Here is a 14,249-nt window from a genome sequence, read left to right on the forward strand (position 1 = left end):
CGGCGGTCCACCAGCGGTGATACGGCGGCCGTGACTTCGCACTCCGGAACCGGTGACCTGGTGGACGTCCTGGTCGGCGACCACCGCACCCTGCTCGACCTGCTGGACCACGCCGCCGCGGCCGACCACGGCCCGCAGCGGTCCGACCTGGCGCTGCGTGCGGTCAACGCGGTCCGCCGCCACTGCGTCACCGAGGAACGGCTGCTGCACCCGCTGCTGCGGCGCTGTCTCGACGACGGCGACCGGTGCACCGACGCCGACACCGAGGAGCACGAGCAGCTCGAACGGCTCGCGGCCGAGCTGACCGACGTCGGCCCCGGGTCCCCGGCGGCGGCCGACCTCCTGCGGGAGCTGGCGGCGTCCGCGCGGCGGCACGTCGAGGGCGTCGAGGGCCGGCGGCTCCCGGTGCTGCGCAAGTGCCTCACCGTGACCGAGCTGCACGATCTCGCCGACACGGCGCGCAGCGAGCTCGGCATCGGCACCGACGACCGGTCCGGGCCGGCGCCGGTGACCGGATGAGCGCGGACCGGACGAGCACAGGCCGGATGGGCACAGGCCCGGCCGCGACCTCCCGGCCGCACCGGGCCCGGTGGGCAGGCGTGCTGGCACCCCGCCACGCCGCCGACGTCTGGGACGACGCCACCACGACGCTCGCGTTCCGGGACCTGGACCCGTCCACGATCCGGCGGCTGGTCGTCGTGTCCACCCACCCCGACGACGGGCCGCTCGGCGCCGGCGGGCTGATGCGCGCGGTCACCGCGGCCGGCGGCACCGTCGAGCTGGTCGTCGCCGGCGACGGCGGGGCCGCGCCGCCCGGGGCCGGCCGGCCGGACCGGGCGGGCACCGGCCGCACCTGCCGGGCCGAGCTGGACGAGGCCCTCGCCGAGCTCGGTGTCCCGGCGCAGGTGGACCGGCTCGGCCCGGCGCTGCACGAGGACGACCTGGCCGCCGCCCTGGGCCCGCGGCTGGCCGGCGCCGACGCCTGGGTGGGCCCGTGGCGCGGCGACCCGCACCCGGACCACGCCGCCGTCGGCCGGGCCTGCGTCGCCGCGGCGACCACGCACGGCTACGGCTTCCCGGTCCGGGCCCGCACCCGGTGCGACCCGACCGACCCCGACGTGCCGTGGGACCGCGCCCACCGCCTCACGCTGTCCCCGGCGGACCGTGCGGCGAAGGCGCGGGCCGCCGCCGCCCACACGTCCCGGTGCCGGACCCCGCCCGGCGCCACCCGGGCGGTGCTCTCCCCGGCCGCGCGGCAGCACTGCCGGGGTGCGGTCGAGGTCTACTTCCGCGAGCTCCCGCCCGGCCGGAACGCATGTCCCGCAGGGGCCCCGGGTAACCGCGCGGCGGACGCGGATCCGTACGAGGAGGAACGGTGAAGGTCGTCGCCGTCCCCTACCCGTCCCGGCGGCCGGCCGGCGGGTCCGCATCCGGCGCGCCGGCGGCCTCGCGGCGGCGCAGCCGTTCCCGCTGCGGGACGACCGTGTACGCGGGGTCCCACGCGGTGGCCATCCCGGCGTCGAACACCCCCCACCGGGTCGCGGCGGAGCCCGCGTTGAGCAGCAGCCCGGCGGCCGCGTCCAGCCAGCGCCTGCGGCGCGGCGCGCGCCGGGCGACGCGATCGGCGACCGGCCCGGCCAGCGCCGCGGCCGCCCCCGCGACGGTCGCGGCCCGCGCGGCGCGCAGCACCCGGCCCGCCCGCCCGGTGCGGTACGCCCGCGCGCTCGTCCCGATCGTCGTCTCCAGGCGGTGCGTCGCCGCCAGCTCCAGTGCCGCCCCGGCGACGGCGACCCGGCGGGGCGGGCCGTCGCCGTACCCGGTGACCAGCGCCGACCCGCCGCCGGCTGCGAGCGCCGACCCGGCGAACACGAACGGCAGCTCCCGGTAGGCCTCGTGCCAGCCGGGCACCGCGGTGTCGGCCAGCAGCACCGCGGTGTAGGTCGTCATCGCGGGGCCGAGGACGCCGGCGGCGAGCCCCGCGGCCCGCCCGGTGCCGGGCAGCAGCCCGGTCACCTCGGACGCGGCGGCCGCGCCGGTGGCCGTGCCGAACGGGGCGAGGATCCAGGAGCCGACCGACAGCGGCGAGGTCGGTTTGATCACCCGCATCATGTTCAGGAAGCGTTCCGGCCGGCCCAGGTCGTGGATGAGGAACGCCACCGACGCGACCGCCCCACCGGCCGACACCATCCGCCCGCTGCGGCGCAGGCCGGCCCGCCCGGTGAGGTCGCCCAGCGCCGCCAGCGACGCCGCCACCCCGGCCGTCCCGCCGAGGTAGAGGTAGGCGGGGACGTCGGGCACCTTCCACACCGGCGGCTTGATGATCGGGCGGTCGTGGTAGCTGCGGAACTCGGCGTCCGGCACGAGCTCCTGCTCCCCGCGACGCCGGTGCCGGCCGGGCCGCCGGGCTCCGCTGGTCGCCGGGGCCGCCGCGCCGTCCGCCCGGTCCCGCTCCGCCCCGGTCACCGGCGGGCTCCCAGGAAGGCGGCAGCGACCGTGCCGGCCACCGTCAGCGCGGCCGCGGCGGCGTGCCGCCACATCGACGGCAGGTCCCGGGTGGTCACCACCGGGTCCGGGGGCAGCCCGTAGACCTCCGGTTCGTCGAGGAGCAGGAAGAACGCGCCGTCACCGCCGACGCCGTCGTCCGGGTCGTGGCCGTAGAGCCTGGCCTCGGTCACGCCCTGTTCCTGCAGCTCCGCGACCCGGGCGTCGGCCCGCTCGCGCAGCTCGTCGAGCGGTCCGAACTGGATCGACTCGGTCGGGCAGGCCGTCGCGCAGGCCGGGGCGAGCCCGGAGCCGAGCCGGTCCTGGCACATCGTGCACTTGAACGCGCGGCCGTCGCCGGGCCGCTGGTCGATCACCCCGTACGGGCAGGCGGGGATGCAGTAGCCGCACCCGTTGCAGATGTCCTCCTGCACCAGGACGGTGCCGTGCTCGGTGCGGATCAGCGACCCCGTCGGGCAGACGTCCAGGCAGGCGGCGTGCGTGCAGTGCTTGCAGACGTCCGACGACATCAGCCACCGGACCTCGGTGGCGTCGCCGCCGGACCCGTCCGCACCCGGCAGGTCCATCGACGGCATCCCGAGGTCGGTCTGCGCCGCCCGGGAGGCCGGCACCCGCTGCTCGACGAACGCCACGTGCCGGTAGGTCGAGGCCCCGAGCCCGCCGGTGTTGTCGTACCCCATCCCGGCCATGCCGAGGACGTCGCCGCCGGCGCCCCGGTCGGTCACGCCGTCGGCCGGGAGCGCGTTCCACTCCTTGCAGGCGACCTCGCAGGCCTTGCACCCGATGCAGACGCTGGTGTCGGTGAAGAAGCCGACCCGGGACGGGTGGTCGTCCGGGTAGCCGGCGTCGGCGCTGGGGTCGGCCAGCGGCCCGTACAGGGAATGGGCACCCATCTAGTCCTCCAGGCCGGCGGCGCGCCGGCGGTCGGCGAGGTAGGTGACGAGGGCGGGCCCGCGCGGCCGCCGCCCGGGGCGGATGTCGCAGGTCGCGGCCTTCGTCTCCATGATGTGCACGTTCGGGTCGAGGGCGACCGACAGGAGCTCGTTGGCCGCGTCCCCGGTGGACAGGCCGTTCTCGCCCCAGTGCCACGGCACCCCGATCTGGTGGATCACCCGGGTTCCCCCGTTGCCGTCGGCCACCCGCAGCGGCGTCGCACGCTCGGTGACCACCACCCGGCCCTCCACCGCGGACCGTGCCGTGACCACGTGCGCCCAGTCGTTGTCGGTGAGGCCGCGCTCGGCGGCGAGCTGGGGCGAGACCTCCAGGAACATCTCCGGGAACAGCTCGTTGAGGTGCGGCGTCCACCGGCTCATCCCGCCCGCGGTGTGGTGCTCGGTGACCCGGAACGTGGTGAACACGTACGGGAAGTGATCACCGGGTGGGTTGTAGATGTTCTCCGGGCCGGGGAACTGCTGGCGGGCCGGGTTCGCCCGCTGCGCGGGATACAGCACGTTCGGCACCGGTGACTCCTGCGGCTCGTAGTGCGTGGGCATCGGCCCGTCGAGCAGCCCCGCCGGCGCGTACAGCCAGGCCCGGCCGTCGCCCTGCATGACGAACGGCTCGTTCCCGGCGATCGAGTCCGCGCCCTGCTCCTCGGACTCCGGCACGTAGCCCGGGGCGGTGGTCGCCGGGAAGTCGGGGACGTCGTCGCCGGTCCAGCGCTCGCCGTCCCACCAGACGAGCTTCTTCCGCTCGCTCCACGGGTTGCCGTCCGGGTCCGCGGAGGCACGGTTGTAGAGCACCCGGCGGTTCGCCGGCCAGGCCCAGCCCCACTCGTGGGCCAGCAGGTCCTGCTCGCGGCCGGGCCGGCGGCGCATGCTCTGGTTGACGCCGTCGGCGTAGACGCCGGTGTAGATCCAGCAACCGGCCGCGGTCGAGCCGTCGGCCTTCATCGCCGTGTACGCCGGCAGCAGCGTCCCGTCCGCGTCCCAGCCGTTGATCTCGCGCAGCACCGCGTCGGCGCTCGGCTCGGCGATCCCGGTGGGCCCGACCTCGACCGGGTAGTCCCAGGTCAGGTCCTGCAACGGGCGGTCGCGCGGGTCGGTGGACCCCGCGACGCGCTCCTTCAGCCGCCGGCCCAGCTCGTAGTAGAACCACAGGTCGCTGCGGCAGTCCCCGGGCGGCTCGACGGCCTTGTGGTGCCACTGCAGCAGCCGCTGGGTGTTGGTGAACGTGCCGTCCTTCTCGGTGTGGTTCGCCGCGGGCAGGAAGAACACCTCGGTGCCGATGTCGGAGGTGCGGAGCTCCCCCGTCTCGATCTCCGGGCCGTCCTTCCAGAACGTCGCCGTCTCGATCATGTTGAGGTCCCGGACGACCAGCCACTCGAGGCCCGCGAGCCCGAGCCGCTGCTGGCGCGAGTTCGCGGTGCCGACCGCCGGGTTCTCCCCGATCACGAAGTACCCCGGCACCTCGCCGCGGGCCTGGGCCATCACCGTCGGGAACGTCGAGTGGTCCCCGGTGAGCCGCGGCAGGTGGTCGAAGCAGAACTCGTTCTCGCGGGTGGCCGCATCACCGAACCAGGCCTTGAGCAGGCTCACCAGGTAGGTGTCCATGTGGGCCCAGTAGCCCTTGCGACCCGAGTTGTGCTCGACGAACGTGTCGATGTCCTGCTCGCGGTGCGCGTGCGGCATCGGGATGTAGCCGGGCAGCAGGTCGAACAGCGTCGGGATGTCGGTGGAGCCCTGGATGGACGCGTGCCCGCGCAGCGCGAGGATCCCGCCGCCCGGCCGGCCGACGTTGCCCAGCAGCGCCTGCAGCACCGATGCCGCCCGGATGTACTGGACGCCGACGGTGTGGTGGGTCCAGCCGACCGCGTAGCAGAACGCGGCGGTCCGGTCCCGGCCCGAGTTCGACGTCAGCGCCTCGGCGACCCGGGCGAACGTGGCCCGGTCGATGCCGCACACCTGCTCGACCAGCTCGGGGGTGTAGCGGGCGTAGTGCCGCTTGAGCACCTGGAACACGCACCGCGGATGCTGCAGCGTGTCGTCCCGGGTGGGGGTGCCGGCGAACGGCGCGCCGCCGGACCCGGAGATCTCGGCGCGCTCGTGCTGCTGTATCGCGCTCCGCTCGTCACGGAAGCCGGCCGACGCCTCGATCTCGGCGGAGTCGTACTGCCAGGTGACGACGTCGTAGCGGCCGGTCTCCGGGTCGTAGCCGGAGAACAGCCCGGCCAGCTCCTCGGTGTCCCGGAACTCCTCGGAGACGAGCATCGGGGCGTTCGTGTACGCGCGGACGAACTCGTCGAACCACAGGTCGTTCTCCAGCACGTACCGGATCAGCCCGCCGAGGAACGCGATGTCGCTGCCCGCCCGGATCGGGACGTGCAGGTCCGCCACCGCCGAGGTCCGGGTGAACCGCGGGTCGACGTGGATCACCGTCGCGCCCCGCCGCTTCGCCTCCATCACCCACTGGAAGCCCACCGGGTGGGCCTCGGCCATGTTCGAGCCCTGGATCACGATGCAGTCGGAGTTGACCAGGTCCTGCTGGTAGTTGGTCGCGCCGCCACGACCGAAGGAGGCTCCCAGACCGGGAACCGTGGAGGAGTGTCAAATGCGGGCCTGGTTCTCCACCTGCACCGCGCCCATCGCGGTGTAGAGCTTCTTCATGAGGTAGTTCTCCTCGTTGTCGAGGGTCGCTCCTCCGAGGCTCGCGATGCCCATGGTGCGGTGCAGGTGCCGCCCGAGATCGTCGACGTCCTCCCAGGTCCGCCTGCGGGTCTCCAGCACCCGGTCGGTGATCATCTCCAGCGCGGTGTCGAGGTCGAGGTCCTCCCACTCGGTGCCGTACGGCCGCCGGTACCGGACCCGGGCCGGCCGCTGCGGGGAGGTGACCAGCGACAGCGTCGACGAGCCCTTCGGGCACAGCCGCCCGCGGCTGATCGGCGAGTCCGGATCGCCCTCGACGTGGGTGACCCGGCCGTTCTCGGTGTAGACGTTCTGGCCGCACCCGACCGCGCAGAACGGGCAGACCGACTTCGTGACGCCGTCGGCCAGCGCGGTGCGGGCGATCTTCCGGTCGGTGCCCGGCGACCGGGCCGCCGCCCCCCGCCCGAGCGGGTCCTGCCCGGTCAGCTGGCGGGCGGCCGGCCATGACTGCAACCACTCACGCATCCCCACGAGGGCAGCGTTCCCGGCACACCGGAGTCCAAACGGGATGCCCCGCGGACCGCCGGCCGGGCGTGCTCGCCCGTCCCGCGCGCCCCGGGCAGGATGAGGGGAACGACCCGACCCGAGGAGCGCGACCGGACGTGACGACAGGACCGCGGCAGAGACCCGACCGCCCGCTGGACGGCCTGCGGGTCGTCGAATGCGCCAGCTTCGTCGCCGGACCCACCGGCGGCATGACCCTCGCCCAGCTCGGCGCCTCGGTCATCCGGATCGACCCGATCGGCGGCGGCCCCGACCACGGACGCTGGCCCGCCGCCGGGCACGGCACCGGTCCGTCCTACTACTGGGCCTCGCTCAACCAGGGCAAGCGCTCGATCACCGTCGACATGCGCTCCGATCAGGGCCGCGAGCTCGTCCTCGCCCTGGCCACCGCGCCCGGCACCGACCGCGGCATCCTCGTCGACAACGTCGTCGGCCGCCGCTGGATGGCCAACGACGCCCTCGTCGCCCGCCGCCCGGACCTGATCCACGTCCGCGTCCAGGGCTACCCCGACGGCCGGCCCGCCGTCGACTACACCGTCAACGCCGAGGTCGGCATCCCGCAGATCACCGGCAGCGAGGAGGGTGGCGCCCCGGTCAACCACGTGCTGCCCGCCTGGGACCTGGTCACCGGGCTCACCGTCTCCACCACCGTGCTGGCCGCCCTGCACCAGCGCACCCGCACCGGGGCCGGCGTCTACTCCGAGATCGCCCTCGCCGACGTCGCCCTGGCCGGTGTCGCCAACCTCGGCTGGCTCTCCGAGGCCGCCGAAGCCGGCCACGACCGCCCCCGCCACGGCAACCACGTCTACGGCAGCTTCGGCACCGACTTCGCCTGCTCCGACGGCCACCGCGTCATGGTCGTCGCCCTCACCCCCGGCCAGTGGACCGCGCTGGTCACCGTCACCGGCACCGACGCCGTGTTCACCGCCCTCGAGAAGGCCCTCGACGCCGACCTCACCGACGAGACCGAGCGCTACCGGCTGCGCGACACCATCGCCGCCGTCCTCAAACCCTGGTTCCTCGCCCGCGACTCGGTCACCGTCGAGTCCGAGCTCAACCGCGCCCGCGTGCTGTGGGGCCAGTACCAGCCCATGACCCACGTCGTCGACCGGCACCGGGCCGGCACCCACCCCGTACTCGCCGACCATCCCCTGCCCGGCGGTCCCACCGCGATCACCGCCCGCACCCCGATCCGCTGGAACGGCGAGCACGGCGACCCCGGCGCCGCACCGCAGCTGGGCCGCGAGACCGACCAGATCCTCGCCGACGAGCTCGGCCTGTCCGCCACCGAGATCGGCGCGCTGCACGACCGCGGCGTCGTCGCCTGAGCCGGTCGACCGCCGGAGGTCAGCCGTGCGGGTGTCCGGGGTCGATCCAGGGCACGTGCTCCGGTTCCGGGACGCCGTCGATGTCGAGGTTCACCACGACCGGTTCCTGGCCGGAGCGGGTCAGCACGCATTCGAGGGGCTCGTCGTCGAGCGCGTTGATCTCCTGGTGCGGCACGTAGGGCGGCACGAAGATGAACCCGCCCGGCCCGGCCTCGGCGGTGAACTCCAGGTTCTCGCCCCACCGCATCCTGGCCCGGCCGCGGACCACGTAGATCACGCTCTCCAGCTCGCCGTGGTGGTGGGCACCGGTGCGGGCGCCGGGGTGGATCGTGACGGTCCCGGCCCACAGCTTCCGTGCACCGGCCCGGTGGTGGGTGACCGCGGCGGCCCGGTGCATGCCGGGGGTCTGCGGGGTGTTCGTGTCGAGGGCGTCGCCCGGGATGACGCGGACGCCGTCGTGGCGCCAGTCGGTGGCCATGGCCCGACCTTCGCACATCGTCCCCGGATGGCCCACACTCGATGATCGGCACGCCGTGGAGCTGAGAGGACCGCCATGACCACCGCAGCACCGCCGCTGGACGGCATCACCGTCGTCAGCCTGGAGCAGGCGGTCGCCGCCCCGTTCGCCACCCGCCAGCTCGCCGACCTCGGCGCCCGCGTCATCAAGGTCGAGCGCCCGGACGGCGGCGACTTCGCCCGCGGCTACGACGAGGCCGTGCACGGCAACGCCAGCTACTTCGTGTGGCTCAACCGGGGCAAGGAGTCGCTGACGCTGGACCTCAAGTCCGACGAGGGCGCGCGGATCCTCACCGACCTCCTCGAGGGCGCCGACGTGCTGGTGCAGAACCTCGGCCCGGGCGCCGCGGCCCGGCTCGGCCTCGACGCGGACACGCTCGCGCGGCACCACCCGAGGGTGATCCCCTGCTCGGTCACCGGCTGGGGTTCCACCGGGCCGTGGGCCGGCCGCAAGGCCTACGACCTGCTCGTCCAGTGCGAGGCCGGGCTGCTGTCGGTGACCGGCACCCCCGGCGAGATGGTCAAGGCCGGCATCTCGGTCGCCGACATCGCCGCCGGCATGTACGCCTACTCGGGCATCCTCGCCGCCCTGCTGCGCCGGGCCACCACCGGTGCGGTGTCCGCGGTCGAGGTGTCGCTGTTCGAGGCCCTCGCCGAGTGGATGGGCCACCCGGCCTACTACGCCACCTACTCCGGCACGACGCCACCGCGTTCCGGCGCCCGGCACGCCACCATCGCCCCGTACGGCCCGTTCGGCACCGCCGACGGCACGATCCTGCTGGTCGTGCAGAACGACCGCGAGTGGTGGCGGCTGTGCACCGACGTCCTCGGTGACGACGCGGTCGCCGACGACCCCCGGTTCGTCACCAACTCCGACCGGGTCGCGCACCGCGACGAGCTCGAGAAGCTGATCTCGGCCCGGCTGGCCGCGCTCCCCACCACCGAGGCGGTGGACCTGCTCGACGCCGCGGGGATCGCCAACGCCGGGATCAACGACGTCGCCGACCTGGCGACCCACCCGGTACTCGCCGAGCGTGGCCGCTGGCACGAGATCGGCGTGCCGGGCGGGACGATGCGGGCGCTCCGCCCCCCGGCGGACCTCTCCGGTGTCGCACCGGTGATGGGTGACGTCCCCGCGCTGGGCGCCCACACCGACGCCATCCTGCACGAGCTGGGCCGCGGCCACCGGGTGGCCGAGCTGCGCGCCGCCGGGGTCGTATGACCGGCCTGCCCCTGGCGTCGGTGCCGGGGCGGTGGCTCGTCGTGGCCGCCGCGCTGGGGTCGGGCGTCGCGTTCCTCGACGGGTCCGTGGTCAACGTGGCCCTGCCGGCGATCGGCCGGGAGCTCGGGGGCGGGTTCAGCGTCCTGCAGTGGGTGCTCGACGGCTACCTGCTCACGTTGAGCGCGTTGCTGCTGCTCGGCGGGGCGCTCGGCGACCGGTACGGCCGGCGGCGGGTGTTCCTGGCCGGGCTGGTCCTGTTCACCGTCGCCTCGCTCGGGTGCGGGTTCGCCCCGTCCGGCCCGGTCCTGATCCTCACCCGGCTGGTGCAGGGAGTCGGCGGTGCGCTGCTGATCCCCGGCAGCCTCGCACTGATCGACTCGACGGTCCGGCGGGAGGACCGGGGACGCGCGATCGGCCGCTGGGCCGGGCTCAGCGGGGTCGCCGCCGCGCTGGGGCCGTTCGTCGGCGGCTGGCTGGTCGACACCGCCTCGTGGCGCTGGATCTTCCTGCTGAACGTGCCGCTGGCCGCCGTCGCGTTCGTCGTGACGGTGCGCCACGTGCCGGAGACCCGGGCCGGCGCGCCCGGACGCCTCGATCTCGCCGGGGCGGCCGCGGTCACGGCCGGTCTCGGCGGGGTGGTCTACGCGCTGATCGAGATCCCGGTGGCGGGCCTGACGGCCGTCACGGGTGGGGCGGCGGTGGCCGGTGTTCTCGCGCTGGCGGCGTTCCCGCTGGTCGAGCGGTACGCGAGCGCACCGCTGATCCCGCTGTCACTGTTCCGGTCCGCCCAGTTCACCGGCGCCAACCTGGTGACCCTCGCCGTGTACACCGGGCTCGGCGGTGCGCTGTTCCTGCTCGCCCTCCAGCTCCAGCAGTCGCTCGGGTACTCCGCGCTGGCCGCGGGCCTGGCGTTCCTGCCCTTCACCGTGATCATGCTGCTGCTGTCCGGCCGGATCGGGGCGCTCGCCCAGCGGATCGGACCGCGGGCGCCGATGACCGTCGGGCCGGTCGTGGCCGGTACCGGGCTCGTCCTGCTGGTGCGGGCCGTGCCCGGCGCGAGCTACGCGGCCGGGGTGCTGCCCGGGCTCGTCGTGTTCGGCCTGGGGATGGCGATCACCGTGGCGCCGCTGACCTCGACGGTGCTCGCCTCGGTCGCCGAGGAGCACGTCGGGGCCGCGTCGGGTGCCAACAATGCCGTCTCCCGGGTCGCCGGCCTGCTCGCGGTCGCCGTGCTGCCCCTGGCGGTCGGTCTCGAGGGTGGCGGGGACGCGCCGCTCGGTCCGGGCTTCGGCCGGGCCATGGTGGTCTCCGGGGTGCTGTGCATGCTCGGCGGGGTCGTCGGGTTCCTGACGGTGCGCCGGGGCACCGCCGTCCGGCCGCAGCTGCTGCCGGGGGTCCAGCATGCGTGCCAGGAACCGGGCACCCGCGCGCCGTAGCCCGCGGGCCGCACCCCGAACGCTCACGCAACCCGGCGCCGCTCACGCGATTCCACGAGCGTTCTCGAGTTCGGTGAGCGTTTCGTGGGTGGGTGCGCAGTCGGGCGGGCTCACAGGAGCGGGAGCGCCAGCAGCGGGACCCCGGCGAGCAGCAGCGAGAACGCCGCGTTCACCCGCTGCCCGGCCGTCCCGGCCGGGGCGCCCCGCCACCGGCACGCGGCCTGCCCGGCACCGGCGCCGGTGAGCACGCAGCCGGCGAGCCACCACGGCAGCCGGGCCACGTCCGTCGCGTCCACCGTCCAGGCGACGAACAGGAAGAACACCGCGGTGCCCGCCGCGGCGAGCAGCTCGGCCCGGCTCGCCCGCCGGGGCGTGCGGCGCCACCCGCCCCGGGCCGCGCCGAGCGTCGTCAGCCCGGCCAGGACCGGGAACGCGGTCGCGACCAGGACCGGGCCGAGCGCCGCGAACCCGCCCGAGGGCGTCTCCGCGGTGCGGGCCTCGAACGGCGACGGCACGCCGAGCAGCTCGGCCGCGACCCCGTCCACGCCGGCCTCGGAGTTGCCCAGCACGATCGCGGCCCGCCCGGTCGACGGCTCCACCAGGATGCTGGAGCGCATCCCGCCGGAGCCGCCGTTCTTCCAGATCAGTGTGTGCCCGCCGACCTCGAGGGTGTACCAGCCGTACCCGATCCGGCCGTAGTCGGACGGGTACCGCGGCACGGCGGCGGCCGCGACCGGCGATCCCGGGTCGGCGAGCGCACCGGTGTAGCGGACCAGGTCGGTGACGGTGGAGAACACCCCGGAGCCGGCGGGTGCGTTGGCCGCGCCGATCCACGGCTCCTGGACCCGGCCCGCGGTGTCGTGCCCGGCCGTCGCACCGGGCGGGGCGACGCCGTCCGGGATCGTCGTCGCGGTCATGCCGAGCGGCCCGGTGACGAGCTGCCGCACCAGCTCCTCGTAGGGCGTCCCGGCGCGCACCGCGAGCGCCTGGCCGAGCACCGCCGTGCCGAGGTTGGAGTACACGGTCTCGCCCCGCGGGCCGAGCGGGGCGGCGTCGGCGGCGGCGAACAGCTCCGCGACGCCGGGCTGCCACGGGGCCAGGCCGAACAGGTTGTTGCCCCAGATGCCCACCAGCATCCGCAGGCCACCGGGCTGGACCGGCAGCCCCGAGCGGTGCGACGCGAGCTCGGCCAGGGTCACGTCGCCGATCGGGCCCACTCCCGTCCCGGGACGACGTCCCGCAGCCGATCGCCGGCCCGGACCACGCCCCGCCGTTCGAGGCCGGCCAGGACCGCGCCGGTGACGGTCTTGGTCACCGAGCCGATCTCCATCGGGGTCGCCGCGGTGAGCGCGGTGCCCCGCCCGTCGTCCCCGACGGCGGCGGTCGTGACGGCACCGCCCGCGACGAGGGCGGCGGCCAGCCCGTGCTGTCCCGGCCCGGCCACCGCCCGCAACCGTTCGGCGAGCGCGGGATCCCCGGTGCTCGACGGGCCCGGCGACACCGGGACCGGGGCGACCAGCCATCCCAGCAGGCCGCCGAGCACCGCCCCGGCCAGCACGGCGACGAGGACCCGGCGGGCGGTGCCGGCGTGCGCGGGCGGGGCGACGACCACGTGCCTACGTTATTCCGTAATTACGTCATTCCGCAAGGCCGAGGTGATCTGGGAGAGCACGCACGCCCAGCCGCCCGCCCGGCGGACGAAGACGTCGCTCACCCACTCGTCGGCGTCGAACCGCCGGCCGCGGAAGTGCGCGGTGTTCGTCTGGCGGATCGTGAGGACGGCCGTGTCGCCGTAGCCGCGGACCCGGGCGTCGCCGACCCGGTCCATCGCCGAGTGGGTCAGCTCCCCGGAGCGGACCAGCGCGAGGAACTCCTCCCGGGTCGCCACACCGTTCTCGGAGACGATCACCCAGTCCTCGGACATGTACTCCCCGATCCGGGCCGCGTCATTCGAGACGATGGCGCGCGCCCAGCCGTCGGCGACGGCGACGAGCTCGGGCTCGAGCGCGGTGGATGTGCCTGCCTCGGTCATGGTGTCCTCCTCGGTGGAGCGGTCGGCTCACCGTAGGAAGGGACCGGCAGCAGTGTCTTGAACGTTCGGGAAGCTCAGACGGCCGTGAGCAGGTTCAGCGCGAACCGCCGCTCCGGGTCCACCCAGCGCCGGGTCGGCTCGAACCCGGCCGCGACGACGAACGCGTCGACGACCTCGGTGCGGAACTTGGCCGACACCTCGGTGGCCAGCTCCTCCCCCGCGGCGAACCCGACGTCCAGGTCCAGCTCGGCGACCCGGACCCGCATGTCCCGGCCCGCCCGCAGCCGCATCTCGATCCACTCGTTCTCCGCGTCCCACAGCGCGACGTGGGAGAAGGCCTCGACGTCGAAGTCGGCGCCCAGCTCGCGGTTGAGGACGTGCAGGACGTTGCGGTTGAACTCGGCGGTGACGCCCGCGGCGTCGTCGTAGGCGGCGACCATCAGGTCCGGGTCGGTGACCAGCCCGGTCCCGAGCAGCAGCTGCTCCCCCGGCGCCAGGACGCTCCGCACGTGCCGGAGGAACGCGTCCCGGGGGCCGGGCAGCAGGTTGCCGATCGTCCCGCCCAGGAACGCGATCATCCGCCGGCCGCCCGGCTCGGCACCCGGCAGCCGGTGCAGGTCGGTCGTGAAGTCACCGACCACTCCGTGCAGCGCGAGCCGCGGGTAGGCCGCGCGCAGGTCGTCGAGGGCGCCGCGCAGCGCGGACTCGCTCACGTCCTGCGGGACGTAGCGGCGCAGCGTCCCGGCGGCGGCGAACGCGTCCAGCAGCAGCCGGGTCTTGGTCGACGAGCCGGACCCCAGCTCGACGACGGTGTCCGCGCCCGAGGACCGCGCGATGTCGGCGACCGAGTCGGCCAGCAGGGCGCGCTCGGTCCGGAACGGGTAGTACTCGGGCAGCTCGGTGATCTTCTCGAAGAGCGCGGACCCGCGGGCGTCGTAGAACCACTTGGGCGGCAGCTCCTTGGGCCGCGCGGTCAGGCCGCGGGCCACGTCGGCGCGCAGGGCCGCGTCGGCGTCGGCCCCGGTGAGGTGGACGTCGAGCCGGATCGTGCCGGGAGTGGACACA

General features: G+C 75.0%; 13 protein-coding genes. 5 read left to right on the forward strand and 8 right to left on the reverse strand.

Features of this window, described 5'->3' with window-relative positions; all coding sequences use genetic code 11:
* Positions 1-30: 30 nt before the first annotated feature.
* Positions 31-519 (forward strand): hemerythrin domain-containing protein, encoded by a 489-nt coding sequence (locus H7X46_RS15560; protein ID WP_186360089.1) that lies wholly within the window; start codon positions 31-33, stop codon positions 517-519.
* Between the two features lie 80 nt (positions 520-599).
* Positions 600-1,379, forward strand: a complete 780-nt coding sequence (locus H7X46_RS15565) for a PIG-L family deacetylase (RefSeq protein WP_186360090.1) — start codon at positions 600-602, stop codon at positions 1,377-1,379.
* 16 nt (positions 1,380-1,395) lie between these two features.
* Here the strand turns inward: H7X46_RS15565 and nrfD are convergent, their stop codons facing one another.
* Genes nrfD through fdh form a run of 3 tightly spaced genes read right to left on the reverse strand, consistent with a single transcriptional unit; the run spans position 1,396 to position 6,617 of the window.
* Positions 1,396-2,463, reverse strand: coding sequence for an NrfD/PsrC family molybdoenzyme membrane anchor subunit (gene nrfD / locus H7X46_RS15570; RefSeq protein ID WP_186360091.1), 1,068 nt, complete (start codon positions 2,461-2,463; stop codon positions 1,396-1,398).
* Positions 2,460-3,395, reverse strand: a complete 936-nt coding sequence (locus H7X46_RS15575; protein WP_186360092.1) for a 4Fe-4S dicluster domain-containing protein — start codon at positions 3,393-3,395, stop codon at positions 2,460-2,462. The genes nrfD and H7X46_RS15575 overlap by 4 nt, the downstream gene beginning before the upstream one ends.
* Positions 3,396-6,617: a formate dehydrogenase gene (gene fdh, locus H7X46_RS15580; RefSeq protein ID WP_370588793.1), complete on the reverse strand. Its 3,222-nt coding sequence runs from the start codon at positions 6,615-6,617 to the stop codon at positions 3,396-3,398.
* A gap of 131 nt (positions 6,618-6,748) precedes the next feature.
* Here fdh and H7X46_RS15590 point away from each other — a divergent pair, with 131 nt between their 5' ends.
* Positions 6,749-7,978, forward strand: coding sequence for a CoA transferase (locus H7X46_RS15590; protein WP_186360094.1), 1,230 nt, complete (start codon positions 6,749-6,751; stop codon positions 7,976-7,978).
* 19 nt (positions 7,979-7,997) lie between these two features.
* On the opposite strand, the gene H7X46_RS15595 is transcribed toward H7X46_RS15590, so the two are convergent.
* Entirely contained in the window at positions 7,998-8,456 is a 459-nt protein-coding gene (locus tag H7X46_RS15595) for a cupin domain-containing protein (protein ID WP_255426144.1), read from the reverse strand.
* A gap of 75 nt (positions 8,457-8,531) precedes the next feature.
* On the opposite strand from H7X46_RS15595, the gene H7X46_RS15600 reads away from it, so the two are divergent.
* Together H7X46_RS15600 and H7X46_RS15605 are read left to right on the forward strand one after the other, a co-directional pair.
* Entirely contained in the window at positions 8,532-9,716 is a 1,185-nt protein-coding gene (locus H7X46_RS15600) for a CaiB/BaiF CoA-transferase family protein (RefSeq protein WP_186360096.1), read from the forward strand.
* Entirely contained in the window at positions 9,713-11,152 is a 1,440-nt protein-coding gene (locus H7X46_RS15605; protein WP_186360097.1) for an MFS transporter, read from the forward strand. Before H7X46_RS15600 ends, H7X46_RS15605 begins: the two co-directional genes overlap by 4 nt.
* 110 nt (positions 11,153-11,262) lie before the next feature.
* Here H7X46_RS15605 and H7X46_RS15610 read toward each other — a convergent pair whose 3' ends face one another.
* From H7X46_RS15610 to egtD, 4 genes are all read right to left on the reverse strand, one after another.
* Complete coding sequence (locus H7X46_RS15610) at positions 11,263-12,351, reverse strand: serine hydrolase domain-containing protein (protein WP_186360098.1); 1,089 nt, start codon at positions 12,349-12,351, stop codon at positions 11,263-11,265.
* Complete coding sequence (locus H7X46_RS30725; protein WP_186360099.1) at positions 12,348-12,764, reverse strand: serine hydrolase; 417 nt, start codon at positions 12,762-12,764, stop codon at positions 12,348-12,350. The genes H7X46_RS15610 and H7X46_RS30725 overlap by 4 nt, the downstream gene beginning before the upstream one ends.
* Before the next feature lie 9 nt (positions 12,765-12,773).
* Complete coding sequence (locus tag H7X46_RS15620) at positions 12,774-13,184, reverse strand: nuclear transport factor 2 family protein (protein ID WP_186360100.1); 411 nt, start codon at positions 13,182-13,184, stop codon at positions 12,774-12,776.
* A gap of 74 nt (positions 13,185-13,258) precedes the next feature.
* Positions 13,259-14,248, reverse strand: coding sequence for an L-histidine N(alpha)-methyltransferase (gene egtD, locus H7X46_RS15625; protein WP_186360101.1), 990 nt, complete (start codon positions 14,246-14,248; stop codon positions 13,259-13,261).
* Position 14,249 lies beyond the last annotated feature (1 nt).

This window comes from Pseudonocardia sp. C8 (genome assembly GCF_014267175.1).
Classification (GTDB): Bacteria; Actinomycetota; Actinomycetes; order Mycobacteriales; family Pseudonocardiaceae; genus Pseudonocardia.